This is a genomic window from Pandoraea commovens (assembly GCF_902459615.1).
Lineage (GTDB): Bacteria > Pseudomonadota > Gammaproteobacteria > Burkholderiales > Burkholderiaceae > Pandoraea > Pandoraea commovens.
The window spans coordinates 148,015-172,481 of record NZ_CABPSA010000002.1; the positions used below are offsets into that span (position 1 = coordinate 148,015).

The 24,467-nt window shown below is 62.9% G+C and carries 18 protein-coding genes, 1 tRNA gene and 2 riboswitches; of the genes, 7 read left to right on the forward strand and 12 right to left on the reverse strand.

The features are described from left to right. Window positions 1–56: 56 nt before the first annotated feature. From PCO31010_RS06915 to PCO31010_RS06955, 9 genes are all read right to left on the reverse strand, one after another. Window positions 57–1,562 (reverse strand): alanine/glycine:cation symporter family protein, encoded by a 1,506-nt coding sequence (locus PCO31010_RS06915; RefSeq protein ID WP_150663632.1) that lies wholly within the window; start codon window positions 1,560–1,562, stop codon window positions 57–59. Between the two features lie 301 nt (window positions 1,563–1,863). Next, on the reverse strand, window positions 1,864–3,930 hold the full coding sequence (locus PCO31010_RS06920) for a bactofilin family protein (protein WP_150663633.1): 2,067 nt from the start codon (window positions 3,928–3,930) through the stop codon (window positions 1,864–1,866). A gap of 21 nt (window positions 3,931–3,951) precedes the next feature. After that, a complete protein-coding gene (locus tag PCO31010_RS26765; protein WP_150663634.1) occupies window positions 3,952–4,152 on the reverse strand; it encodes a hypothetical protein in 201 nt (66 codons plus the stop codon). A 78-nt stretch (window positions 4,153–4,230) separates the two neighbouring features. Continuing rightward, the gene (locus PCO31010_RS06930) at window positions 4,231–6,156 is read right to left on the reverse strand and encodes a hypothetical protein (protein ID WP_150663635.1); all 1,926 of its coding nucleotides are present in this window, start codon (window positions 6,154–6,156) and stop codon (window positions 4,231–4,233) included. Window positions 6,157–6,379: 223 nt separating this feature from the next. Next, window positions 6,380–7,783: an L-serine ammonia-lyase gene (locus PCO31010_RS06935; RefSeq protein WP_150663636.1), complete on the reverse strand. Its 1,404-nt coding sequence runs from the start codon at window positions 7,781–7,783 to the stop codon at window positions 6,380–6,382. A 139-nt stretch (window positions 7,784–7,922) separates the two neighbouring features. Further along, window positions 7,923–10,850: an aminomethyl-transferring glycine dehydrogenase gene (gcvP, locus tag PCO31010_RS06940; RefSeq protein ID WP_150663637.1), complete on the reverse strand. Its 2,928-nt coding sequence runs from the start codon at window positions 10,848–10,850 to the stop codon at window positions 7,923–7,925. A gap of 154 nt (window positions 10,851–11,004) precedes the next feature. Beyond that, entirely contained in the window at window positions 11,005–11,388 is a 384-nt protein-coding gene (gene gcvH, locus PCO31010_RS06945) for a glycine cleavage system protein GcvH (RefSeq protein WP_039393944.1), read from the reverse strand. 77 nt (window positions 11,389–11,465) lie between these two features. Beyond that, window positions 11,466–12,572: a glycine cleavage system aminomethyltransferase GcvT gene (gcvT, locus tag PCO31010_RS06950; protein WP_150663638.1), complete on the reverse strand. Its 1,107-nt coding sequence runs from the start codon at window positions 12,570–12,572 to the stop codon at window positions 11,466–11,468. Between the two features lie 173 nt (window positions 12,573–12,745). Further along, a riboswitch (glycine riboswitch) is annotated at window positions 12,746–12,860 on the reverse strand. 8 nt (window positions 12,861–12,868) lie between these two features. Beyond that, window positions 12,869–12,965: riboswitch (glycine riboswitch) on the reverse strand. A 111-nt stretch (window positions 12,966–13,076) separates the two neighbouring features. Continuing rightward, window positions 13,077–14,060 (reverse strand): zinc finger Ran-binding domain-containing protein, encoded by a 984-nt coding sequence (locus PCO31010_RS06955; protein WP_150663639.1) that lies wholly within the window; start codon window positions 14,058–14,060, stop codon window positions 13,077–13,079. Window positions 14,061–14,380: 320 nt separating this feature from the next. Between PCO31010_RS06955 and PCO31010_RS06960 the strand changes: the two genes are divergently transcribed. Further along, a complete protein-coding gene (locus PCO31010_RS06960; RefSeq protein WP_150663640.1) occupies window positions 14,381–16,489 on the forward strand; it encodes a UvrD-helicase domain-containing protein in 2,109 nt (702 codons plus the stop codon). 555 nt (window positions 16,490–17,044) lie between these two features. After that, window positions 17,045–17,821, forward strand: coding sequence for a metallophosphoesterase (locus tag PCO31010_RS06965; RefSeq protein ID WP_150663641.1), 777 nt, complete (start codon window positions 17,045–17,047; stop codon window positions 17,819–17,821). A gap of 96 nt (window positions 17,822–17,917) precedes the next feature. Here the strand turns inward: PCO31010_RS06965 and PCO31010_RS06970 are convergent, their stop codons facing one another. Then, window positions 17,918–18,817, reverse strand: a complete 900-nt coding sequence (locus tag PCO31010_RS06970; RefSeq protein WP_150663642.1) for a c-type cytochrome — start codon at window positions 18,815–18,817, stop codon at window positions 17,918–17,920. 393 nt (window positions 18,818–19,210) lie between these two features. On the opposite strand from PCO31010_RS06970, the gene PCO31010_RS06975 reads away from it, so the two are divergent. Continuing rightward, window positions 19,211–19,286: transfer RNA gene (locus PCO31010_RS06975), tRNA-Arg, on the forward strand. Between the two features lie 58 nt (window positions 19,287–19,344). Here PCO31010_RS06975 and PCO31010_RS06980 read toward each other — a convergent pair. Together PCO31010_RS06980 and PCO31010_RS06985 are read right to left on the reverse strand one after the other, a co-directional pair. Then, complete coding sequence (locus PCO31010_RS06980; RefSeq protein WP_150663643.1) at window positions 19,345–19,878, reverse strand: hypothetical protein; 534 nt, start codon at window positions 19,876–19,878, stop codon at window positions 19,345–19,347. After that, complete coding sequence (locus tag PCO31010_RS06985; RefSeq protein ID WP_150663644.1) at window positions 19,878–20,585, reverse strand: flagellar basal body L-ring protein FlgH; 708 nt, start codon at window positions 20,583–20,585, stop codon at window positions 19,878–19,880. The genes PCO31010_RS06980 and PCO31010_RS06985 overlap by 1 nt, the downstream gene beginning before the upstream one ends. 327 nt (window positions 20,586–20,912) lie before the next feature. Between PCO31010_RS06985 and PCO31010_RS06990 the strand changes: the two genes are divergently transcribed. The 4 genes from PCO31010_RS06990 to PCO31010_RS07005 all read left to right on the forward strand — a co-directional run bounded on the left by PCO31010_RS06990 (window position 20,913) and on the right by PCO31010_RS07005 (window position 24,411). Further along, a complete protein-coding gene (locus tag PCO31010_RS06990) occupies window positions 20,913–22,019 on the forward strand; it encodes an ATP-binding protein (RefSeq protein ID WP_150663645.1) in 1,107 nt (368 codons plus the stop codon). 113 nt (window positions 22,020–22,132) lie between these two features. Beyond that, window positions 22,133–22,945: a response regulator gene (locus PCO31010_RS06995; RefSeq protein WP_150664168.1), complete on the forward strand. Its 813-nt coding sequence runs from the start codon at window positions 22,133–22,135 to the stop codon at window positions 22,943–22,945. 42 nt (window positions 22,946–22,987) lie between these two features. Then, window positions 22,988–23,464, forward strand: coding sequence for a hypothetical protein (locus PCO31010_RS07000; protein ID WP_150663646.1), 477 nt, complete (start codon window positions 22,988–22,990; stop codon window positions 23,462–23,464). A 344-nt stretch (window positions 23,465–23,808) separates the two neighbouring features. Beyond that, the gene (locus tag PCO31010_RS07005) at window positions 23,809–24,411 is read left to right on the forward strand and encodes a BPSL1445 family SYLF domain-containing lipoprotein (protein WP_150663647.1); all 603 of its coding nucleotides are present in this window, start codon (window positions 23,809–23,811) and stop codon (window positions 24,409–24,411) included. Window positions 24,412–24,467 lie beyond the last annotated feature (56 nt).

Below are 24,467 nucleotides of genomic sequence, written 5' to 3' on the forward strand. Positions count from 1 at the left end.
CCTTGTGCTTTTTGACGCGTCTGGAACGATGGTGCGCTCCGGACCGCGCCGTTCGATCAGACAGCGTTCGGGGTTATTGCATCCTCGGCATCTTCGCCGCGCCGACCGGCCACCTTATCGCCAGCGGTCTTCGACTCGCGCGTCGCGGGCCAGACATCCGCGGGCAACTTCGCGCGCAACTCGGGCGGCAATGCGTCGCGTGCGAAGACGGGTTCGGCAACCCCCGCCTTGCGTTGCGTCTGATAGTCGCACCACGCCGCCTGCGCGTAACGTATCAACAGGCCAATCGCGACGAGGTTGATGAACGCCATCAACGCCGTGCCGACATCGGCAAAGCTCCACACCAGCGGCAAGCTCGCGACGGAACCCAGCATGACCGCGAGCAGAACGAAGGCACGGAAGATGTTGAGGAGCCACACGCGTTGCGTCAGGAAGTCCATATTCACTTCGGCAAACGCGTAATTGCCGAGCACGCTCGAATATGCGAGGAAAAATACGGTGATACCGGTGAAGATCACTGCCCAGTCGCCGAAGTGCACGCCCAGCGCGCGTTGCGTCAGCACAGCGCCTTCCGGTCCCGAGCCGGGGATGAACTGCCCCGAAAGCAAAATCATGAATGCCGTGGCCGAACATACGACGATGGTGTCGAAAAACACGCCGAGCATCTGCATGAGTCCCTGCTGCACCGGATGCTTCGTCGTGGCCACCGCCGCCGCGTTGGGCGCACTGCCCATGCCAGCCTCGTTAGAGAAGAGGCCGCGCTTCACGCCCATCAGCATCGCCTGACCGACAGCGTATCCCACAATGCCGCCCGCCGCTGGCTCAAGGCCGAACGCATGACGCCAGATCATGGCGATCATGCCGGGGATTTGATCGATGTTCACGAGACAGACGTACGCCGCCATACCAAGATACAAGACGGCCATGACCGGCACGATCCATTGTGCGAAGCGAGCCACGCGCCGCACCCCGCCATAGATGATCGGCGCGGTCAGCAGCACGAGCGAGATACCGATCCACTGCGGCTCCCAGCCGAATGCCGCTTCGAGTGCATTCGCAATCGAATTGGACTGCACGGAGTTCAGCGCAAAGCCGAACGTGTAAAGCAACACCACGGCGAAAACGACGGCGAACTTGTGCGAACCGAGTCCGAGCCGGATGTAATACGCCGGTCCGCCGCGAAACGTGCTGTCGTGGTGAGGAATTTTGAAGATTTGCGCGAGCGTCGATTCGACGAACGCCGAGGCCATGCCCAGCAACGCCGTCATCCACATCCAGAAAATAGCGCCCGGACCGCCAATGGTCAGCGCGACCGCGACACCTGCGATATTGCCAGTGCCGACGCGGCTGGCGAGCCCGGTCGCGAAGGCCTGAAACGGGGAAATGCCAGACGTACCGCCAGAAGTGCGCAGCAAGCTGACGCTATGCACAAATGCGCGGATCTGAATGCCGCCGAACCGCAAGGTGAAATACAAGCCCGCGCCAAGCAGGGCAATGACCAGCGGGTAGCCGGATAGCGTCCCGCCAATCGCGTCGACCGCCGAATTGAGCCAACTTTCCATCGATTGCGTCTCCTTTCGTAACCGCCTGTCGTCCCCCGGGAAATCAGGGTGTGAGGCAGGAGAATCGCAACATTTCGCGCAGTTCGGGACTTTGTCGCTGCACTTTACGTTTATTCCTAATCGCCGACGCCTTTGAGGTCACCACCCTCCGCGCGCGGGCAATAAAAAAGCCGCTCGGCATTCGCCGGGCGGCTCAAAGACAAGGCAAGGAGACATCGGCGGGTAGATTAACCGGGGAATATGTCGAGGGTGTGACGCGCGGAAGGACTTGCGGTGGGGAGGGTAATCGGCAGGCGGCAATTCAACGCAACGGGCAAGTTGAGAAAGTGCATTCGCTCATACCTCTCGGCCAGTCAGCTTGTCTCATTATTGCGCATTGCAGGACGATATTTGCGCCGTAGGCAGCACGCCGATGGAACCAGATGCCGCCCGGTTCGTAAGTGAGTGAAGCATCGTCGCCGGTGAGCCTTCCATTAAAATTTGCCCTGATCTTGCATGAAGCCATATTTGCAGGCCTCGAAAAAAGCCACCATGAATTGCCGTCGGAGCGTCCGTTGACGGTTGTAGTTACCATCGCAATGCTGTAGTTCAGCTGAGATCGGGTGCTCTCCAATCCAAACGTGCGAAAGAGTACCTGCAATTCCTCGTTGAACTTCCGCGCATCCTTGTCGGCAACCACACTAATCGGTTTGACCGACGCCTCGTGAATTGGCGGCATCGTGCTGTAGGTCCGGGTATAGTTCCACCTCGTGGATTTGCGTCCACTTTCCAAATAGCCTCCATGCTCATCGAAGGTCGGCCATCCCCACCAATACCAGGCATTTTCACCCACGTTCGGTGTACCGGAGCCCTTGGACAGGCAGATCAATTGCTCACGTCCACTCGGGGACTGCGTGACAATAAAATTTCCCTGATCTTTCGCAGCCCGCAACTCCGCGCCCTGTCCGTTTCCATTGACGATCGTGCACGCCAGGACTTTGGCGTCTCGACGAGACGAAACGTAGAAATACAATGCCGATCCAAGCTTCGCCCCCTCCCGGCTGGGTGCAAGAGAAAACCGCGAGACCCTCCACTGCTGGTCGACCAGAATTGCTTTTTCGATCTCCTTGATGATTTCCTTCGGCACCTCCTTGACGCTGCCCGGGGTGCTGGCGAGTTTCCACACCCAATAGTTGCTGCCCGGCGAACTCCGTTGGCATGAAAGCAGTTTGCCGTCGTCATCTCGCGTCAGGCCCCACACGTCACAGGTCGTGCCAGCCATTTTGCCCTTCTTCAACTGCACGACTCCGGACTCCGCCGAAAACGACTCCGTGAGCAAGTTCTTGGCCGATACGTCGCCAGCCTCATCGATGTTCTTGCCCTGCATCTTCAATGCCCCACCCAGCGTTGCACCTTTCGACGCATGCAGACTCCCGACGTTAGCGGTGCCGGTTACGTTGGCCTGCCCGACTTGAAGGGTGCCCGTACCCGTAATGTCTTTCGCGCCAACGATACTGTGATTCGTGCCCTGATCGCTCAGGTCGAGTTCACCTTTGATGTTCGCACTGCCCGTGATCTCGATCTGCTTCGCTTTTACTTTTCCGTCCGCAACAATGGTGTTCGCCTTAACTTCGCCAACACCAACGATGTTATGTCGGGTAATCGTTTTGTCGTTCTTGTCACGTTCCTCAAAATCCAGCGGCCCTTTCATTTTGGAACCATCGCGTCGCACGAAAACGCTCTGGGCACTTGTGGCGTACCCCCCTCTGATGGCAACCAGTCCTGCCGCACCAACCGGGTTGAATACACGACCGGTACTTCCGCCAGAATCCAGGAACCTGAATTCCTTCTTGCCCTCGTCTGAAGACACGCCGCCCAACGCACCGATTTTGCGTGCGGCAATGACCGCTGCATCGATATCCGGTTCCGCGGAGTAGCGTTTCAACATGGGCTTACTGATGTAGGTCAATGTCTCGACATTGCAGGTGCCTTTCGCGTCACACGCGGGATACACGCGAATAGCGTACTCTCCAACGTTACCCGGCGGCGTCGTCCCCATACCGACTGCTCCGGTCACCTTGATGAGCGTCGTCGCATCCAGATTGCCGACGAAACGGCCTAACGCATCGCTTTTCTGAACGAACGTGACGCCGTTCACTTCGAAGGTTCGTTTCGAGTCCCTCAAAAGCGCGTCGATTTCATGGTGATGCGCTACGACAAAGCTCTCCACCCGGCCACCCACCGCCTTTAACGCCTCCCCCACACGCTCGGCTTTCTCGATACGCATATGCCTCGATTGATTGATCCCCCAGAACGAAATCAATAGCCCAACGACAGCGACGGCCACCGCCGCAGAAATCAAGAAGACACCCGATTGTCTCTTCCGCATCGCCCCTCCTCTGACGAAACTTTATTGCGCCATATCGCGCGTGGCAGCAAAGTCGTCAAAAAATCGGACATTTTGCGAGCGGACATGCCCCCCGAAAATCAGGGAACCCCTGAAATTTGGCATCGGAGATGTCCGAAAACTGAAGCGATTACCCAAAAAGAAAAATGCCGCACAGTGGTCGCGCGCACCGTCGCCATGCAGGGCGATGCGGGTGGCGTTCATGTGCCGGACAGATGAGCATTCGGTAGCGAGTCGCGCGCTTCGACGCAGAGAGGCATGACGTGGGGAACCCGACTGCGCTCACCACGTGGATGCACAGTTGTTGCCGCCGTGACTGCAAACGGAGAAACCTGCGGCTAATGCGTCTGCCTTCGTGGGAAATGCACAGGTCACCTCGCCATACGTATTGCCAAAGTCGACGATGGGCGTTCCGTCGGCATCCATCTCAACAGAGGCCCGTTTGGAACCTCCGGATGTCGAATAGCACCAGTTCCGCTCCATCACTGTGCATGCCAGCGCACCTTTCATTCGGCCCCGATAGCTACCGGTGCAATTTTTCCACTCGTAGCTCCAGATGCCCATCACGATGTGCTCTTGTTGACGGCGCGCAAATATGGCGATGGCTTTGTCCTGGAACTCGGAGGTATAGCTAGCGTACAGTTCACGCGGTGGAATGTTGACGTAATTCCATGCATTCGAACTGATTATCGAGTACACCTCCGCTTTTATATGTTTCGATCGCGATAAGCACGCAACGGCGGCGCCATTTCCGGTCCGGGAAAACGATATCGAGCCGTCGGACATCAACGTAATCTCAGGACTGCCCGCATGGTCGCTGCCCGCAAGGAATGTTGCGGACGTCATGTTACTGCGCGGCATGTCGACCAGCGCACAGGCCAACGCGCCCCAGACACGGGACATCCCCTGATGCTGGGCCGGCCGAAAAAGGGAGAGCCACATCGCCTCATTTTTTCGGATGACCTGAATAATGGGATCCGGCACTTCCGTTACGGTTTTCGGCGTACTCGCCAATTGCCAGGACCCGCTTTGACATGAGAGCACGCGCCCACGGGCATCGAGCGCGATGCCGTTGGACGCAGAACGGTCGATGCCGCCGACGCCACTGCAAGCGCCACCAACGCGGTACTCCTGTTCCAGCACGACCACACCTGATCCCGACTTCAAGGCCTGCCTCGACGTGATCGTGTCCGCAACTGCCTTGCCTGCTCGCAAATCGCCGCTGACCTTCAGATCCTTTGAGACCTCGACGCTTTCCGCACCCAGCGCACCATCGACCTTTGCACTGGCGACATCGAGTCTCTTCATCGTCAGCGTTCCGTCTCCCGTAATGTCTCCCGCCCCAAGGATATTGCTTCGCTTCTTGGTGGTCGGATCGGTCAGATTCAGCGGGCCGCTTATCGTGGCACCGCCCATATTCACCGTGCCTTTCACGGTCGCACTCGTTACCTCAAGGGACTGTCCCTCGATCTTTCCCGCGCCCACGATGCCGTGCTTGCCCATCTGCAGATCGCCAGTCATTGCGCGCGAACCGTCGCGACGAAGATAAGCGTCCGCCGCACCGGTCGAGTAACCCCCTCGCATTGCCACGAGGCCGCCCGTCGTCGCGAACTTCTCAACGGTACTGTTGCGTCCATTAGCCTCAAGAAATCGGAACGCGTGCCCCCCTCCCATCTGCGATACGCCACCTAACATGCCGATCTTGCGCGCAGCAATCGCCGCCGCGTCCATGTCCGGCTCAGACGCATAAGGTTTTGGAATCGGCTTCTCGATGTACGTCAGGGTTTCGACGTTGCAGTTGTTTCCCTTGCCGTCGCATCCGAGATAGACCCGAATGACGTAGTCCCCGACATTCCCCGGCGGACGCTCACCGATGCCGGTCGCGTTCGTCGCCTTGATCAGCGTAGCGGCCGTGAGTTTGCCGACATATTCGTTGCCAAGCGCATCCGTCTCTCGTTGGAATGTCATTCCACCGGCTTTGAGCTGCTTCTTCCCATCGCGTAACAACGCATCGATCTCATGATGATGCTCGACGACGAAACTCTGCACTCTGTCGCCGATAATCTTGAGCGCCTCGCCGATACGTTCGGCTCTCTCGATTCGCATCTGACGCGCGTAATTCACGCCCCAGAACGAGATCAGTACGCCCAGGATGGCGACCGCAATCGCGGCCGAAATCAGGAATGCGCCTGTTTGCTTCTTTCGCATTGTCCGTGCCCTCTCTCTCAGTCACGTCACTGCCGCGCAACGCGATATCGTGCGTGGCAGTAAAGACGTCAAGCCCGCTATTCTCTAGGCAAGCGCCCGAAAGAGGTCTGGGAGGTGTCCGAACTTCGCGAACCGCGCTCCCGAAACCGACAGTGCGGGCCTCAAAAAGAAAAAAGCCGCACGGCGAAAACCGTGCGGCTTTGATGTTGCTACGCAGAACGCGTCAGCACTCGACGATATTCACCGCCAGTCCACCGCGCGCCGTTTCCTTGTACTTCGTCTTCATATCGGCACCGGTCTCGCGCATCGTCTTGATGACGGAGTCGAGCGACACGTAGTGCGCACCGTCGCCGCGCAGCGCCATGCGGGCGGCATTCACCGCTTTCACGGAGGCCATCGCGTTGCGCTCGATGCACGGAATCTGCACGAGGCCGCCGACCGGGTCGCACGTCAGGCCCAGGTTGTGCTCCATGCCGATCTCGGCCGCGTTCTCGACTTGCTCGACCGTCCCGCCCAGCACGGCGGCCAGTGCACCGGCCGCCATCGAACACGCCACGCCGACTTCGCCCTGACAGCCCACTTCCGCGCCTGAAATCGACGCGTTGAGCTTGTACAGAATGCCGATGGCCCCGGCCGTGAGCAGGAAGTCGATCACGCCCTGTTCGTTCGCGCCGTGCACGAAGCGGTCGTAGTAATGCAGCACCGACGGGATGATGCCCGCAGCACCATTGGTCGGCGCCGTGACCACACGACCGCCCGCCGCGTTCTCTTCGTTGACGGCGATCGCGTAGAGGTTCACCCAGTCCATCACCGACAGCGGATCGGACAGCGTGCGCTCCGCACGTTGCGTCAACTGACGATACAGTTCCGGTGCACGACGTCGCACATGCAGCGGCCCCGGCAACTCGCCGTCGGCCTCGTCGTTACCGATGCCGCATCCGCGCGTCACGCACGACTGCATTACGTTCCAGATGTTGAGCAAGCCGCGACGAATGTCCTCTTCTGCGTTCTCGCCGTGATGCCAGACCTTTTCGTTCTCCCACATCAGCTGAGCGATCGACTTGCCGCTCGCGCGGCACATCTCCAGCAACTCCTTGCCCGTTCGGAACGGGTACGGCAACTGGTTATGCGCGGCGAGCACCTGCGCGTTCGACGCACCGGCCGTCACCACGAAACCGCCACCGACCGACAGATAGCGCCCTTCGCGCAGCTTGTTGCCCGAACCGTCGAACGCATGGAATTTCATGCCATTCGGATGCTCCGCCATCGCCTCGCGACGGTAGAACACCATGTGCTCCTTCTCGACGAACGGCACCTCATGCTTGCCGAGAATCGACAGCACTTTTTCCTTGCGCATCGCGGCCAGACGCGCGGCAATCGTCGACGGATCGACCGTGTCGGGCGCTTCGCCCATGAAACCGAGCAACACGCCCTTGTCGGTGCCGTGACCCTTGCCCGTTGCGCCGAGCGAGCCGTACAACTCGGCACGCACCGACGCCACTTGCGGCAGCAGGCCGTCGCGCTCCAGACCCTGAACAAACATCAGCGCCGCGCGCATTGGCCCGACGGTATGCGAACTCGACGGTCCGATACCGATCTTGAACAAATCGAAAACTGAAACGGCCATGGGGCTTTCCTGAAGTGCTGAAACGAAGTTGTGACTCGACGGATACCGCTAATCTGACGCATCCGCGTTACATCTATAGAGACAAAAAGGGGCCAGCAATGTTTCTGCCGGCCCCCGTTTGTCGAATTATCGCGACGTTTTACTCATAGTCGCTCATCGGCACGCAGGCGCAGAACAGGTTCCGGTCGCCGTAGACGTTATCGGCACGTCCGACCGGCGGCCAGTACTTGCGCTCGCGCAGGGCCTTCACCGGGTACGCCGCCTGGCTGCGCGCGTACGCGTGCGTCCATTCGTCGGCGGTCACGACATCGGCGGTGTGCGGTGCGTGCTTGAGCGGGTTGTCTTCGCGATCGGCACGGCCTTCTTCCACCGCACGAATTTCCTCGCGAATCGTCACCATCGCCTCGATGAAACGATCCAGTTCGTGCTTCGATTCCGACTCGGTCGGCTCGACCATCAGCGTGCCCGGCACCGGGAAGCTCATCGTCGGGGCGTGGAAGCCGAAGTCCATCAGGCGCTTGGCCACGTCATCGACGCTAATGCCGCTGGTGTCCTTGAGGGGACGCAGATCCAGAATGCACTCGTGAGCCACCAGACCGCCCGGGCCCGTGTACAGCACCGGGTAGTGCGGCGCGAGCTTCTTGGCAAGGTAGTTGGCGTTGAGGATGGCCGTCTCGGTCGCAGCCGTCAGGCCTTGTGCGCCCATCATGGCAACGTACATCCACGAGATCGGCAGAATCGACGCCGAACCGTAGGGTGCCGCCGACACCGCACCGATGCCATCGGCATCGCGCGAATAGCCCGTGGAGCGCTGGTTCGGCAGAAACTGCGCCAGATGCGCGCCCACCGCCACCGGACCGACGCCCGGGCCGCCACCGCCGTGCGGAATGCAGAACGTCTTGTGCAGGTTCAGGTGCGAGACGTCGCCGCCAAATTCGCCCGGTGCGCACAGGCCGACCATCGCGTTCATGTTCGCGCCGTCGACATACACCTGGCCGCCATTGGCGTGCACGATTTCGCAAATCTGACGCGCACCCGCTTCGAACACGCCGTGCGTGGACGGATACGTCATCATGATCGCGGCCAGACGGTCGCGATGCTGCTCGGCCTTCGCTTGCAGATCGGCCAGATCGACGTTGCCGTTCGCATCGCATGCGACGACCACGACCTGCATACCGGCCATCTGCGCCGATGCCGGGTTCGTGCCGTGGGCCGACGCCGGAATCAGGCAGATGTCGCGATGCGCTTCACCGCGCGACGCGTGATAGGCCTGAATGATCAGCAGGCCCGCGTACTCGCCTTGCGAACCGGCGTTCGGTTGCAGCGAGACGGCAGCGTAGCCGGTCGCGGCGACGAGCATCTGCTCCAGCTGGTCGATCATCGTGCGGTAGCCGACGGTCTGCTCGGTCGGTGCGAACGGGTGAATCTGACCGAACTCCGGCCACGTCACCGGCAGCATTTCAGACGTTGCGTTGAGCTTCATCGTGCACGAGCCCAGCGGGATCATCGTGCGATCGAGCGCGAGATCCTTGTCCGACAGGCTGCGCAGGTAACGCAGCATTTCGTGCTCGGAGTGATAGCGATTGAACACCGGGTGCGTGAGGTACGCGCTCTGACGCGAGAGCGACGCCGGGAAACCGTTGGCGACGGTGGCTTCGATGGCGTCGAAGTCCAGCGACACTGCGCTCTTGCCCAGACCTTCCGCGACGACTTCCCACAGCGCGATCACATCGGCGCGCGTGCTGGTCTCGTCGAGCGAGATGCCCACGGTGTCGGCGTCTTCGCGACGCAGGTTGAAGCGGCGGGCCGCAGCCACCGTGTGGACGGTGTCCGCACGACCGGCGACGGGCACCGTCAGCGTGTCGAAGAACGTCGCGTTACGCGGAGCCGCGCCCAGCGTTGCGAGACCGGCGGCCAGCGTGGCCGTCAGACGGTGCACGCGCTCAGCGATCACACGCAGGCCCTGCGGGCCGTGATACGCGGCGTACATGCTGGCCATGATGGCGAGCAGCGCTTGTGCGGTACAGATGTTCGACGTCGCCTTCTCGCGACGGATGTGCTGCTCGCGCGTTTGCAGCGCCAGACGCAATGCAGGCTTGCCCTGCGAATCGACCGACACGCCGACCAGACGGCCCGGCATCGAGCGCTTGAGTTCGTCGCGCGTCGCCAGATAGGCGGCGTGCGGGCCGCCGAAGCCCATCGGCACGCCGAAACGCTGGCTGTTACCGACAGCGACGTCAGCACCCCACTCGCCCGGCGGCGTGAGCAGCGTGAGCGAGAGCAGGTCGGCCGCTGCAATCAGCATGCCGCCCTTGGCGTGGATCGCGTCGGCCAGCGCACGGTAGTCGCGCACGTCGCCGCCCACACCCGGGTATTGCACCAGCACGCCGAAAGCATCGATTTCGGTGGCGGCGGCCACCGGGCCGACCTGCACTTCGATGCCCAGCGGCTTGGCGCGCGTCTGCACGACTTCGATGGTTTGCGGCAGCACGTCGTCGGCCACGAAGAACGTGTTCGACTTCGACTTGCCCGTACGCTTGACCAGCGTCATCGCCTCGGCGGCGGCGGTCGCTTCGTCGAGCATCGACGCGTTGGCAATCGCCAGCCCCGTCATGTCGATGATCATCTGCTGGTAGTTGAGCAGCGCTTCGAGGCGGCCCTGCGAGATTTCCGGCTGGTACGGCGTGTAGGCCGTGTACCAGGCGGGGTTTTCCAGCACGTTGCGCAGAATCACGCCCGGCGTGAGCGTATTGAAGTAGCCCTGACCGATGAACGACTTGAAGACCTGATTCTGGTCGGCCAGCGCGCGCAGTTGCGCCAGCGCCTGCGCTTCGGTCTGCGGTGCGGCGAACTGGCCGAGCGACGTGGCGAAGCGCGCGCTGTCGCGGCGGATCGAGTCGGGCACGACGGCGTCGATCAGCGCGGCGCGCGAGGCGTAGCCAAGCTCGGAGAGCATGGCCTGTTGTTCGGGAGTATCCGGGCCGATATGGCGCGCGGAGAAGTTGTCGCGCTGCTCAAGCTCGGCAAGCGAGCGGCGCGCGGCCTGCAGGTCGGTCAAAGCATTCATGGGTCAAATCTCTCGTTCGATCACGGCAAGTGACGGCGTAGGAGGTATTGCGTAATTCACGTCGACGCAGAGACGGTTTGCGAACAGCGCCGCGCGAGCCGAGGCCACGCAGCGCCGTCCACCGACCGGACTCGGTCGTCAGACCGGTCGCAGATTACGCGCCGATCTTCTTGGCGTAGGCGCCAGCGTCGAGCAGCTTGTCCAGCTCAGCTACGTTCGACGGCTTCACGCGGAACAGCCAGTTGCCGTAGGCGTCGCCGTTGATCAGGTCGGGCGAGCCCGGCACTTCTTCGTTCACTTCGAGGATCTCGCCGCTGACCGGCGAGTGGACGTCCGCAGCCGCCTTGACCGACTCGATCACGGTCGAGGCTTCGTCAGCGGCCACCGTGCGGCCGACATCCGGCAGCTCGACGAACACGATGTCGCCCAGGGATTCCTGTGCGAAGTCGGTAATGCCGACCGTCACGGTGCCGTCGGCTTCGAGACGCGCCCATTCGTCGGATTCGGTGTACTTCAGGTTATCGGGGATGTTCGCCATGTTGACGCTCCGGGATTCAGTGTTTGGGGTATTCGGTTTTCGGTACTTCGTGTCGCCGTGCCGTAATGGAGTCTTGCTCAGGCCACCACGGCCTTGCCGTGACGCACGAACGGTAATTTGACCACACGTGCGGGCAATTGCTTGTCACGAATTTGCACATGGACGATGGCACCGTCCGGCACGCCCTTCGGCAGGCGGGCAAAAGCGATCGATTGCTCGAGGCTCGGGCTGAACGTGCCGCTGGTGATTTCACCGTCGCCCGCGTCCGTCACCACGACCTGATGGGCGCGCAGCACGCCGCCCTTGCCGTCGAGCACGAGACCGGCGAAGCGCCACGTCTGGCCACGCGAGATCAGCGAGTCCTTGCCGACGAACGTGCGGTCGCTTTCCTTCTCGACGGTCCAGCCCAGACCGGCGTCGAGCGGCGACACGTCGTCGTCCATGTCCTGACCGTAGAGGTTCATGCCCGCTTCCAGACGCAGCGTGTCGCGCGCGCCAAGACCGGCCGGGCGCACGCCAGCGGCGACCAGCGCCTTCCACAGCGCCGCCACGTGATCCGAGTTCACGACGACTTCGAAGCCGTCTTCACCCGTGTAGCCGGTGCGCGCGATCATCAGCTCGCCGAAGGCGGTGTCTTTGGCGAACGCGGCGTTGAACGGCTTGAGGGTTTCGCTGACTGCCTGGCTGCCCGGCACGGCCTGCCACACCTTGGCGCGCGCGTTCGGACCCTGCACGGCCACGATCGACAGATCGCGACGCGGGGTGATCGTCAGGCTGTAATCGCCGTGGGCGTTGAGCTGACCGATCCACGCGAGATCCTTGTCGGCAGTACCGGCGTTCACGACGATGCGGAACCAGTCTTCGGCGATGAAATAGATGATGAGGTCGTCGATCACGCCGCCGCTCGGATTGAGCATGCAGGTGTAGAGCGCCTTACCCGGGGATTGAAGCTTGTCGACGTTGTTGGCGACGGCGAAGCGCAGGAATTCGCGGCAGCTCGGGCCGTGCAGGTCGACCACGCACATGTGCGAGACGTCGAACATGCCTGCGTCGGTACGCACGGCGTTGTGCTCTTCGATTTGGGAGCCGTAGTTCACCGGCATGTCCCAGCCGCCGAAATCGACCATGCGGGCACCGGCTGCGCGGTGCGTCTCGTTGAGCGGAGTACGTTTGAGTTCGGTCATCGGGGCGTCTGTCCGTAAGGCTCCAAGGTTCATGAATTCCGGACGACGTCTGGCGCGTGTGTCATTCGCCGATTTCGCCGTCCGAAAATGCAAAAAGGGGTCATCTCGACGACCGGCACTTGTCGCGCGGGGCGCGTGCCTGTGCACTAGCCCGGCGCAATGCCAGTTGGCGAGATGACCCCTCTGTCCTTGGTACCTGAGAGATTGCCCGGTTCATTCGATGACCGGCCCCTTCGGTGGGTTGCCCGCGTGCCATGCACGCCGCAACCGCTCTCCAGAGATCGAAGGCGATGCCTTCGGCGCGGCCGGTCCTTGATGCCTGAGAGTTTGTGGGTATTACCCCTTCGGCGGCGCCGGCATGTGCTTCCCGGCGCGCTCTCCCGACCACGCTCGCGCACTTTACGGGGAAAGCCGGGGACTGTCAATTTGGGCCAAAAACGGCTCGACGTGCCGTACGCGCTCGGCGCAATTTCAATGCCGATTCAATGTCGGCTCAGTGTCGATTTAGCGCGATTCGCCCGGATTCGTACCCGCCGGACACCCATCCCGTCCCCATCGTCCACTGCACACCGCCCAGATGCAGCGCTGCTTCGGAATCACTTCGAACCAGCGATAGCGGTCACATTGCGCGAGCGCTGCGGCAATCGTCGCCGCCGCCGTTTGCGCCGTGGGTGCAGACGCCACCGCAGCCGAGGCCACCTCGGACTGCCCTTGCGCTTGCTGCGCGGCGGCAATCGCGCCGATGTCGTCGTTGTCGTAATGGGCTGGCAGATCGGAGTTGGCCGCCGTCCGGGGCGGCGCACTGGGCCCAGCCCCTGCCGCCCTTCGGCTGAGCAATTGCATCATCGGATCCGGAGCACTATTCGAGGTCACCGTCGATGGCGACGTCGATGGCGACGTCGCAGCCGCCGTCAGCGCCGCCGTGGCCGCCGATGCGGTCAATGGCGTACCTCCTCCGGCCGTGGTCGCTGCGATTTCGGCCGCCGCGCCGGACGCCGCCGCATCCACCGCAGCGAGCGCCTGTGCACGCGCCAGGGCAGCCGACGCCTCGCTCGCCGCGCCAGCCACGGGGCTCGACGCCAGCGGCGCGTCGTTACCGGAATTGAAAGGGGTGACGGCGATTCCGCCGGGCGGCTTCGGCACCGGATCGACAAACGGCGCGCGCAGGTTCCACCAGATGCCGAGCAATGCGATGGCGGCGAATATCGCCGTGCCGATGACGAGCGCGCTGTTGAGCCAGCCGGGCTCTTCGCCACGCGCACGACGTTCCCGACGCGTGGGCTTTAGAGAGGGAGGAATGTCGGACGCAGCGGCGTCGGGTTCGGCAGACACCGCAGGCGAGCGCATCTCGGGCATCGCCCCGACGGCAGCCACGCTCAGCCCGTCATCCGGGAGGAATCCGGGTTCGGCATCCGCGAGTGTTGCGCCGCACTTCACACAGTGCAGTGCACGCGTCGCATTGTTCGTCCCACAGGTTGGACATTGCACGGCGACCTCACCACGATGGCAACGTTTTTCATTATAGGCACCCGGTCGGCGTCGACGCCAGCGCGACACCTTCTGCCAGCGGTCACGCGTCGCGCCGGCCCCACAGTCGGGCCCCCACGCTCAGCCCTGCGCGGGCCTTCACACGCGCGTCGTTAGGGACAACCCCTCGATGTCACGGCGGCGTGCATCCTGCGTGATAGACTTGCCCACCACCCGGCGCATGCCCGTTTTGACCGACGTTTCGACCGAATCGCGGAACCTCCATCAGGCATGTCGCACGCGGCCAGCGCTTTCAATCTTCGTCCCCATCGCTTCACACCATGTCGTCCTTTCCGCTCAATCCTGCCCAGAACGAAGCCACGCACTATTTCGACGGCCCATGCCTCGTGCTGGCTGGCGCGGGCAGCGGCAAGACGCGCGTCATCACGCAGAAGATCGCATGGCTCATCGAAGCCAAGGGGTTCGAGCCCAAGCACATCGCCGCCGTGACCTTCACGAACAAGGCGGCCGCCGAAATGCGCGAGCGGGTGGCGAAGCAGCTCGAAGGCAAGACGCTCACCACGCCGGGCAAGGTCGGACGCAAGGTGCCCGTCAATCAGCTCACCATCTGCACGTTTCACTCGCTGGGCGTGCAGATCCTGCGGCGCGAAGCGGAAAACGTCGGCCTCAAACCGCAGTTCTCGATTCTCGACGCCGACGACTGCTTCGGCCTGATTCAGGAACAGCTCGGCACGACCGACAAGGCGATGATTCGCGGCGTGCAAACCGCCATCTCCCTGTGGAAGAACGGCCTCGTCACACCGGAAGTGGCGCTCGCCGCCGCCGAGACGGCCGACGAGCATCAGGCGGCTGTCGTCTATCGCAATTACATGGCGACGTTGCAGGCCTATCAGGCGGTCGACTTCGACGATCTGATCCGCCTGCCCGCCGAACTCTTCGAGCGCGACGAAGAAGTGCGCGAGCGCTGGCAGAACAAGCTGCGCTATCTGCTCATCGACGAGTATCAGGACACCAACACGTGTCAGTACCTGCTGCTCAAGCTGCTCGCCGGTCCGCGCGCGGCGTTCACCGCCGTGGGCGACGACGATCAGGCAATCTACGGCTGGCGCGGCGCGACGCTGGAAAACCTGAAGCAGCTGCAAGTCGACTTCCCGACGCTCAAGGTCATCAAGCTCGAACAGAATTACCGCTCGACGTCGCGTATCCTGACGGCGGCGAACAACGTCATCGCGAAAAATCCGAAAATCTTCGAGAAGAAGCTCTGGAGTGAGCACGGTCTCGGCGATCCCATCACCGTCACCGCGATGAACGACGAGGAGCACGAAGCCGAGTCGGTCGTCTTCCGCCTATCCGCGCACAAGTTCGAGCGACGCGCGGAATTTCGCGACTACGCCATCCTTTATCGCGGCAACCATCAGGCGCGCATCTTCGAGCAGGTGCTGCGCCGCGAGCGCATTCCGTATGTGCTCTCGGGTGGTCAGTCGTTTTTCGATAAAGCGGAAATCAAGGATCTCTGCGCATATCTGCGACTGCTCGCGAATCCCGACGACGATCCCGCGTTCATCCGCGCCGTGACGACACCGCGCCGGGGCGTGGGCAGCACCACGCTCGAAGTGCTGGGCAGCTTTGCGGGTCAGGCGAAGGTGTCGCTGTTCGAAGCAGTCTATATGGGCGCGGTCGAAGCGCGCCTGCAACCGCGTCAGCTCGATCCGCTGCGCGCGTTCTGCGATTTCATTCAGCGCATCGCAGCGCGGGCCGCCCGCGATCCGGCCAACGAGGTCATCGACGACCTCATGGAAGGCATTCACTACGAGGCGTATCTGTACGACACGTTCGACGAGCGTCAGGCGCAATCGCGCTGGACCACCGTGCTCGAATTCCTCGAATGGATGAAGCGCAAGGGCACGCGCAGCGAGACGTCGGCGACCGCCGAAGGTCTCGATTCGCTGGAAGATCAGGATGACGACGCCAAGAGCCTCATGGAACTCACGCAGACCATCGCGCTGATGTCGATGCTCGAAGGCCGCGATGGCGACGATCCGGACGCCGTGCGTCTGTCGACGCTGCACGCGTCGAAGGGGCTGGAGTATCCGCACGTGTTTCTCGTCGGCGTGGAAGAAGGCATCCTGCCGCACATTCGCGAAGACGAGGAAGTCACCGCCGAGAAGATCGAAGAGGAGCGCCGGTTGATGTACGTCGGCATCACGCGGGCGCAGCGCACGCTGCAACTGTCGTGGTGCAAGAAGCGCAAGCGCGCCCGTGAGACGTACACCTGCGAAGTCTCGCGTTTTGTGCCCGAAATGCAACTGGACGAAGCGCCGCCCCCACCGCCCGAAGACGCACCCATGTCGCCCAAGGACCGGCTCGCCAGCCTCAAGGCGATGCTCGCTGGTGGCGCGAACAAGACGCCGTCTGCCTCGGGCGCTTAGCGCTCAAGCGTCGCCCGTCCTCCACAAGCGAATAGCCCCCGCGAGCGGGGGCTGGACCAGGACACGGCCAGACTGCGGGCCGGATGGCGAATTACGGCGACATACGACGACGTCCTTACCGAGGCTGTCGGCGGCGGCAGGCACGCCGGGAACGCGATGCTTACCGCTACTACTTGCCACTACCTGAAGACGTTTGGTCACATGCGGCAGCCGGGCTCGTTGCCACGACCACACCCGCCAGACCGGTCATACAAAGCAGGACTGCAACCATCACTTTTCGCATAGGCACGCCTCCTCTCGTCAGGTGAAGTTTCACTATAGGAGCGCATCCTTTCGAAGACAAAGACATCTTGACCATCGGCGCGGGCCGGGTGATAGTCGGTAAAAAACGGGCGAAACGATACGCAAGTTGCGTCGATTTCGATCCAATGCCCACACCCTCCGCATCTTCGTCAGGCGCTTTGTCAGGCATGCCGTATGTTTGACGTGCGGTTTGACGTGCGTCGCGGTCGCGCGTGTGCGGCGCCGATCCCCAGTTTTTGTGGAGCGTGGTGCGTGAGACTGCATATTCTGTCCGACCTGCATTTGTCCGTGGCGCCGTTGGCCATCCCCGACGTCGAGGCCGACGTCACCATCCTCGCCGGTGACATCAGCCGCCCGGCGCAAGCCATCGAATGGGCGACGCAATTGCCGCGCCCCGTCATCTACGTTCCCGGTAATCACGAGTTTTACGGCGCGACGCTCGCCGGCACGCTGGCCGAATTGCGACGGCTGACGACTGGCACCAACGTGCATCTGCTCGAACGCGGCGCGGTCGTCATCGGCGGTGTGCGTTTCGTCGGCACAACGTTGTGGACGGACTTCGCGCTTTACGACGCCGAGGGCAAACACGACGCGGCCGTCGAAGAGTCGCTGAAGTTCGTGCGCGACTTCACGCGCATTCGCGTTGGCGATCCCGCCGCGCCGTGGTCCGATCTGCCCTTCTTTTCGCCGGACGACTGTGCAGCGCTGTGTCGCGAGAACGTGGCCTGGCTCGCGCGCACCTTCGCCGCGCCGCACGATGGCCCGACGGTGGCCGTCACGCATCACGCGCCGACACCACAGAGCATTCACCCGCGCTTTGCGGGCTCCCTCGTCAATCCGGCATTCATTTCGGATCTCACCTCGCTCATCGAGCAATCCGACGCCGCACTGTGGATCCACGGCCATACGCACGATTCGTTCGACTATCGCGTCGGGCACACGCGGGTGTTGTGCAATCCGCGCGGTTACTGCTTCGAGGGACGTGTCGAAAATCCGGCCTTTGACCCGCAGATGATTATCCGCGTGTAACGCGGCGGGTGAAACACCGGCTTCACGCGAACATAGAAGCAAAAATCCCCGCCGAAGCGGGGATTTTTCGTTGTGACGTGCGCAGCCGCGAAGCGCTTACTTCGCCGCGCTCACCATATAGTCGACGGCAGCCTTGACGTCGTCGTCCGACGCGTTGGCTGCCCCGCCCTTCGGCGGCATGGCGTTCAGGCCCTTGAGCGCGGCGTTGTGCAGCGTCTCGATGCCGGTCGCGATACGCGGTGCCCATGCGGCCTTGTCGCCGAACTTCGGTGCGTTCATCACCCCGGCGGCATGGCACGCCATACACACGGTGTCATAGAGCTTCTTGCCTGCGTCGAGGTTGCTGCCTGCGCTGGCGGCGGCCGGGGCGGCCGTCTTGAGCGACGCCATCGCGGCGGCGGCCGCTGCGGCCGAACCTGCGTCGGCGCCCGAAGCGGCGGCCGGCGCCGCAGCCCCCGACGCTGCAGCGGCACCCGATGCAGGTGCCGCCGGCTCGGCAGGCTCCTGCAACTTGCCGCCCGACGCGTTCGCCATATAGACGATAGCGCGGCCGATTTCGTAATCCGTCACGTCGTCGGGGTTGGTACCCCCGCGCGCGGGCATGCCACCTTTACCGGCCAACGCGATCTTGAGCATGTCGTCGTAACCGGGCTTGATGCGCGGGGCCCAGTCTTCGGACGAACCGACTTTCGGCGCACCTGCCACACCGGATGCGTGGCAGGCCGCGCAAACGGCCTTATAGAGTTGTTCGCCGGTTTGATAGACGCGCGGAGCGTTAGCGTCTTTGACCTCGACGTGCGCCACGGGCGCAATGCGCTCGGCAATGGCTTTTTCCGTCATGGCGGAACTACCGGCGCCGGTCAGGGCGTTGTTGCCCACGTAATTGACCAGCAAAACGATGATGACGATCGGGACGAGAAAACCGGCAATGACTGCGGCGATGAGCTGCTTGGGTGTTTTAATCAGGGACTCGTGCTCGTTATGTGCTTCACTCATGCGGGATCTCTCAATAGTTTTTGTGGAAACCGAGTGCATCACACTGGATAGTTCGCATCGGCCGCGGGCACCATCCAGTCAAAATAACGAACCATTGTAGCAACAAACCCTCAGCCGATGACGTGCCAAGGCAGTGCGCAGACGCCGCAAAAGTCCCGTATTTTCCCTAACTTACGCGAAAGCAAAAGCGGTGTTCCGCGTAGTTCGTGCGCAAAGTGTGGGCGTGTTGCATACACGTCAAATCCGCGCGGGATGGGCGTCCGACAGAGAATCGCCGCATTGTGAGGCGAGAGAATGCACGGGGCATGGACGTCACGCGGCAAAACCGCTATGCTTCTACCTCTTTGCCTGCCGGTACGCGCGTTCGCGCCTTCTCCCCCGGTGGTCAGCACAGCGCCCGTAGCTCAGGGGATAGAGTATCGGCCTCCGAAGCCGAGGGTCACTGGTTCGATTCCAGTCGGGCGCACCAATCTGCCGTTTGCCTCCCCCGTTGGACGCCCCCCGCTCTACCCGCCCTCCCTCTCGACTCAAAACACCACCAGCCGGTCCACCAGTTGCGCCATCCGTGAATTCGACGCCGACCACGATTCCACCGTCGACGACCGTCCGTCGAAATACACCGTATTGATCACTGAGCCGTCCTGACTCAGCGTCAGCGTCGCGTAGGCGAGGTACTCGCTCGGTGAGTTGCCCCACAAGGAATTACGCCATGCACGGCGCACGGTGTAGTTGAGCACGACGCAGCCCGTCGGCCAGGTGCCCGGACTGTAGATCGTGCTGATGATCCCGTAGGCCCGCAAACGCCCCTGAATCGCAGGCAGCAAATCGGAAATGCCGTCCGGGGCCAGTTCGATGCACATGTTGCGCGAAAGCAGCTCGGGGGCCGCCGGTTGCGTGGGCGGCGAGACGGATGGCAACTGGTCCGAGAGCACCACCCCCGTCGATACGACGCTCGCCGCGACCTGCGCCGCGAGGATCGGCGCGGGCGTGGTGAAAAGACAACCGTTAAGCGTCGCGCTGGCCGTCGCCGCCAGCGCCAGCACCCTCGCGAGGCGCTTCATCAGAACGGTGAAACGCCAAGGAGAATCGTCTGCAACCAGCCGCCGTTGCTGCCATCGGCGACCTGGCCGTCGTCCACGCGCGCCACCTTGGCCTGCCCGACCTTGCTCGACGCCACCACATTGGCGGGCGAGATATCGAACTTGTTGACCACGCCGGTGAAGCGGAACGTTTCCATATTGCGTCCCTGCATGACCTGCTTTTCTCCGCCGACCACGTAAGCGCCATTGGGCAGCACCTCCACGATCGCCACCGCGATCGTGCCGGTCATCGCGGAACTCGACGTATTCGTGCCGTTGCCCTTGAAGCTGCTCGCCTGCTGGCCGATGTTGAACCAGCGCTCCAGCACCGAATCGGCGCCGTCCGCCTTGGCGCTCTTGGCCGTCATGCTGGCGTTGCGCGACGTGTCGCTCTGCGATTTGCTGTTGCCCGTAGAGTTCTCCGAGACGGCAATCGTCAGCAGGTCGCCAATGCGGTGCGCCACCGGCGTTTCGAACCAGTTCGTCGCGGTGGTGGACTGGTAGATGGAACCGCCGGTCTGGACGTTCGCGACGCGCGGCATCGGCATGACCGCCATCGGCGTTGCCGTGACCTGCGGCCCCACACAACCGCTGAGCGCGACACTTGCGCTCGCGATCATCGCCAGCCAGGCCAGCGTACGGGTCAGAACGCGCGTTGCCGCGCTCGGTAGCATCGACAGTTTCGACATGGTGAGGCGCCCCCGCGCCGGTCCCGGATGCCGTATCCGGATGTCTTTCGAAAGTGGTGAACGGTTGGGCAGCGGCACGGCCCCCGCCAGACGAAGGCAGCACGGCGGCCAGCTTCGTGATGGATAGTAAGAACCGCGCGTGCAGCCACTGCGCACAAATAGAGGAAAATTTGTGGAGGCACGACGCGCGGCGTCCCGAAGCTGAGAGAATGGCGCGCCGACCACGGGAGGGCCGCACTCGCTTGCCCGGTCGTCACGCGGTCGACACGGTCGCCAATAAGGCAGCAGTCAGCTTCAGCCGCTAACTTCGTCAGAACACCCAAGCGCATGAACTCAGGCATCACCCGCAAGCTGTTCCTCGCGATCTTCGCGACGGGTCTGGTCACCATGGCGGCCACGACGGCCGTCGTGCGTGCCGCTATGGGCGGGCACAGCTGGTTGCGCGGCGACAACCTGATGTATCTGGCGATCCTCGGCGTCGCCCTGCTCGGCGCTGTCGCGCTGCGGCTCGCCCAACGTCTGCTCGTGCCCGTCACACCGCTGCTCGAAGCCACGCACCGCATGGCGATGGGCGACTACAGCGTGCGTGCGCCCACCGCCGGGGCGGATGAACTCGCGCGGCTCGCCGTCGATCTGAACCGTCTGGCCGACACGCTGGCCCAGAACGACCGCCTGCGCCGCAACCTGCTCGCCGACATCTCCCATGAACTGCGCACGCCGCTGTCGATCCTGCGCGGCGAAATCGAAGCGATGGAAGACGGGGTGCGCCCGCTCACGCAGGACGCGCTCGCCTCGCTGCGTGTCGAGATCTCCCTGCTCTCCAAGCTGATCGACGACCTGTACGAACTGTCGCTCTCCGATGTGGGCGCGCTGACCTACGAGTTCGCGCAGGTGGACATGACCGAGCGCGTCGCGACATCGGTCGCCGCCTTCGGCGACTGGTTCGAAGCCAAGGGCATTGCGCTGAACGTCCACCTCCCGGACGACACGCTCACGGTCGACGGCGACCTGCACCGTCTGACGCAACTCATCGGCAACCTGTTTGAGAATTCGTTGCGCTATACCGACGGCGGCGGCGCAGTGCGCGTCTATCTGTCGGCGACCGAGACACAATTGCGTCTGGAGATCGAAGACTCCGCGCCCGGCGTGCCGGACGACGCCCTGCCCCGCCTGTTCGAGCGTCTGTTCCGGGTGGAAGCGTCGCGCAGTCGGCGCAGCGGCGGTGCGGGCCTCGGACTCGCGCTTTGCAAACATATTGTCGAAGCGCACGGCGGTCAGATCGCCGCGCGACACTCGCCGCTGGGCGGTCTGGCGCTGGCGATCACCCTGCCGCGTCAGAACCCGGCCGCCACCGGCGCTTCGACATCGACGGCCTGCGCGTTGAGCGCGGCCGCCAGCTGTTTTGGCACCCAAGCCCTGACGACCCTGAGTTGAGCCTGCCCTTTATGCACACGCACTCGTCGACATCCCTGCAAAGCGCATCAAACCTTTCCTCCCTCACGCCCACGCCGCCAGCGCATTCGGCAGTCGTCTCGACGCCCGTCGGCATGGCGCTCTCGGACGCCGCGCCGATTCTGATCGTCGAAGACGAACCGAAACTCGCCGCGCTGCTCGCCGAGTATCTGCGCGTGGCGGGCATGCCGTGTCGCATCCTGACGGACGGACGCGACGTGCTGCCAGCTGTACGCGTGACGCAGCCGCGTCTGGTGCTTCTCGATCTGATGCTGCCGGGCATGGATGGCCTCGAAGTCTGCCGCGCCGTGCGCGAGATTTCCGAAGTGCCTATCGTGATGCTGACCGCACGCGCGGCGGAAACCGATCGCCTGCTCGGACTCGAACTCGGTGCCGACGACTACATCTGCAAGCCGTTCAGTCCGCGTGAAGTGGTCGCGCGCGTCAAGGCGATCCTGAGACGCGTGCGTGGCGGCGCGATGGCCAGCACCGGCACCGCAATGCCCACGCCCGCCGCCCCGCCGATGCCCGCGCTCGTGATTGACGCGGTGCGTCATCACGCGAAGCTCGACGGGCACGAACTGCCGCTCACGCCGGTCGAGCTGCGACTGCTCGCCACACTCGCGAGCCATCCCGACAAGACGTTCCCGCGCGCGCATCTGCTCGACCGGATGTACGACGATCACCGCGTGGTCGCCGACCGCACGGTGGACAGCCATATCAAGAATCTGCGTCGCAAGTTGCAGGCGATCCGGCCGGACGAAGAGATCGTGCGCTCGATCTACGGCGTGGGTTATCGGCTGGAGTTGCGCACGGACGTGCCCGCAGTGCCAAGCACTCCGTCGGTGCCGACAGTGCGACCGGGCGTCGCGGCTATCGACAACCCGGCCGGGGCGGTGCCAGAATAGGCGCACCCGCTGCCCAAGCGGGATTCATTGAGGAGAATGTCGATGCCACGCCGCACCGCCACGCTGTCCCCGATGTTCCTGAGCGCCGCTTCCCCTGCCACACACCGTGCGTCGACAATCGTTGGCACTGCCGAGTTTGACGGCGCACCGTCGTCCGCCCAATCGTTCCACCGCCTGCTGAAGATCACTGCCGCATCCCTGTTGCTCGGCGCGAGCGGCTTTGCCTTTGCGCAAACGCCGGTATGCTTCGATAGCGTCGGCCGCGCGCTACCGCCGGAGCAGTGCTCGCAAGCCGCCCGCAATCAGGCCGCGGCACAGGAGGCATCTTCCGCCGCTGCCGCGCCGACCAAACGCGACTACTGCAAGTCGCTCGCCGACAAGATCGCCAATACACCGGACAAGCCGGTGTACACCCGCGATCAACGCGTCGATTCGCCCGCAGGCAATCGCGTCGACATTCCTACACGCACAAACCCGCGCAAAGCGCTCAAAGAGCAATACATGCGCGAGTGTACGTAGGCGGACGCCTACAAGTTAGCGAAAGATGGCAACACGTTAGCGGAACTTATCGCGTGATTTTCTTGACAATACCGACAGAGACCGCATAATCGACGTCACGCCGATGCATTGATTTCCGCCCTCGCGACACCGCAAAACACGCCGCGAAACGGACATCACGCTACGCTCTCTGGCCGGTCAACTGTCACCATCGGCATCCGTCGGATGCCAAACGATCGTCCTCATCACCCGCTTCAATGCTGCGGGGCCCCGTGCCGAAAGGTGCGTCCCCATCGGCCTGACGTTTAATCCACATCCACGCCGCTACGCTTTGCGCACGGCACACGCTTTCCGGAGGGAGAAAAATGCAAAAACGCGAATTCCTGATGAAAACTTCCGTCGCTGTCGCCGCTGCCGCCTTTGCGCTTGCAGGCTGCACGACAACCACGCCATCGCAATCCGATAAGAGCGACAGTTCGCCCGCTGCGAACGCCAGCAAGCGTCAGACGATCGACGCCTCGGTGAATGGCGCGCTCGACAAGATGTACGCCTCGGTGAAGGGCTCGCGCGAACTGGTGAACAAGGCGCGCGGTGTGCTCGTCTTCCCGTCGGTGCTGCAAGCGGGCTTCGTGGTCGGTGGCGAATACGGCGAAGGCGCGCTGCGCGTAGGCGGCAAGACGCAGGGTTACTACAACACGGTGACGGCGTCGTTCGGTCTTCAGATCGGTGCGCAATCGAAGGCCGTCATCTTCCTGTTCATGACGCAGGACGCCCTCGACAAATTCCAGCGCACGGACGGCTGGACGGCCGGTGCCGACGCCTCGGTCGCCGTCGTGAAGATCGGCGCGAACGGTGCAGTCGACCTGAACACCGCGACCTCGCCGGTGGAAGTGATCGTGATGACCAACGCCGGTCTTATGGCCAACCTGAACATCGAAGGCACGAAGGTCACCAAGCTGAAGATCTGACGCCCGGCTGTCGTCAGCGTCTCCAAAGGAAAAGCGGCGTCACTTGCAAAAGTGAC

Excerpts from the sequence above, each read along its gene's own strand:
- PCO31010_RS06915 (WP_150663632.1), bottom strand. The coding sequence starts at position 1,562 with ATGGAAAGTTGGCTCAATTCGGCGGTCGACGCGATTGGCGGGACGCTA.
- PCO31010_RS06920 (WP_150663633.1), bottom strand. The coding sequence starts at position 3,930 with ATGCGGAAGAGACAATCGGGTGTCTTCTTGATTTCTGCGGCGGTGGCC.
- PCO31010_RS26765 (WP_150663634.1), bottom strand. The coding sequence starts at position 4,152 with ATGAACGCCACCCGCATCGCCCTGCATGGCGACGGTGCGCGCGACCAC.
- PCO31010_RS06930 (WP_150663635.1), bottom strand. The coding sequence starts at position 6,156 with ATGCGAAAGAAGCAAACAGGCGCATTCCTGATTTCGGCCGCGATTGCG.
- PCO31010_RS06935 (WP_150663636.1), bottom strand. The coding sequence starts at position 7,783 with ATGGCCGTTTCAGTTTTCGATTTGTTCAAGATCGGTATCGGACCGTCG.
- gcvP (WP_150663637.1), bottom strand. The coding sequence starts at position 10,850 with ATGAATGCTTTGACCGACCTGCAGGCCGCGCGCCGCTCGCTTGCCGAG.
- gcvH (WP_039393944.1), bottom strand. The coding sequence starts at position 11,388 with ATGGCGAACATCCCCGATAACCTGAAGTACACCGAATCCGACGAATGG.
- gcvT (WP_150663638.1), bottom strand. The coding sequence starts at position 12,572 with ATGACCGAACTCAAACGTACTCCGCTCAACGAGACGCACCGCGCAGCC.
- PCO31010_RS06960 (WP_150663640.1), top strand. The coding sequence starts at position 14,381 with ATGTCGTCCTTTCCGCTCAATCCTGCCCAGAACGAAGCCACGCACTAT.
- PCO31010_RS06970 (WP_150663642.1), bottom strand. The coding sequence starts at position 18,817 with ATGAGTGAAGCACATAACGAGCACGAGTCCCTGATTAAAACACCCAAG.
- PCO31010_RS06980 (WP_150663643.1), bottom strand. The coding sequence starts at position 19,878 with ATGAAGCGCCTCGCGAGGGTGCTGGCGCTGGCGGCGACGGCCAGCGCG.
- PCO31010_RS06985 (WP_150663644.1), bottom strand. The coding sequence starts at position 20,585 with ATGTCGAAACTGTCGATGCTACCGAGCGCGGCAACGCGCGTTCTGACC.
- PCO31010_RS06990 (WP_150663645.1), top strand. The coding sequence starts at position 20,913 with ATGAACTCAGGCATCACCCGCAAGCTGTTCCTCGCGATCTTCGCGACG.
- PCO31010_RS06995 (WP_150664168.1), top strand. The coding sequence starts at position 22,133 with ATGGCGCTCTCGGACGCCGCGCCGATTCTGATCGTCGAAGACGAACCG.
- PCO31010_RS07000 (WP_150663646.1), top strand. The coding sequence starts at position 22,988 with ATGCCACGCCGCACCGCCACGCTGTCCCCGATGTTCCTGAGCGCCGCT.
- PCO31010_RS07005 (WP_150663647.1), top strand. The coding sequence starts at position 23,809 with ATGCAAAAACGCGAATTCCTGATGAAAACTTCCGTCGCTGTCGCCGCT.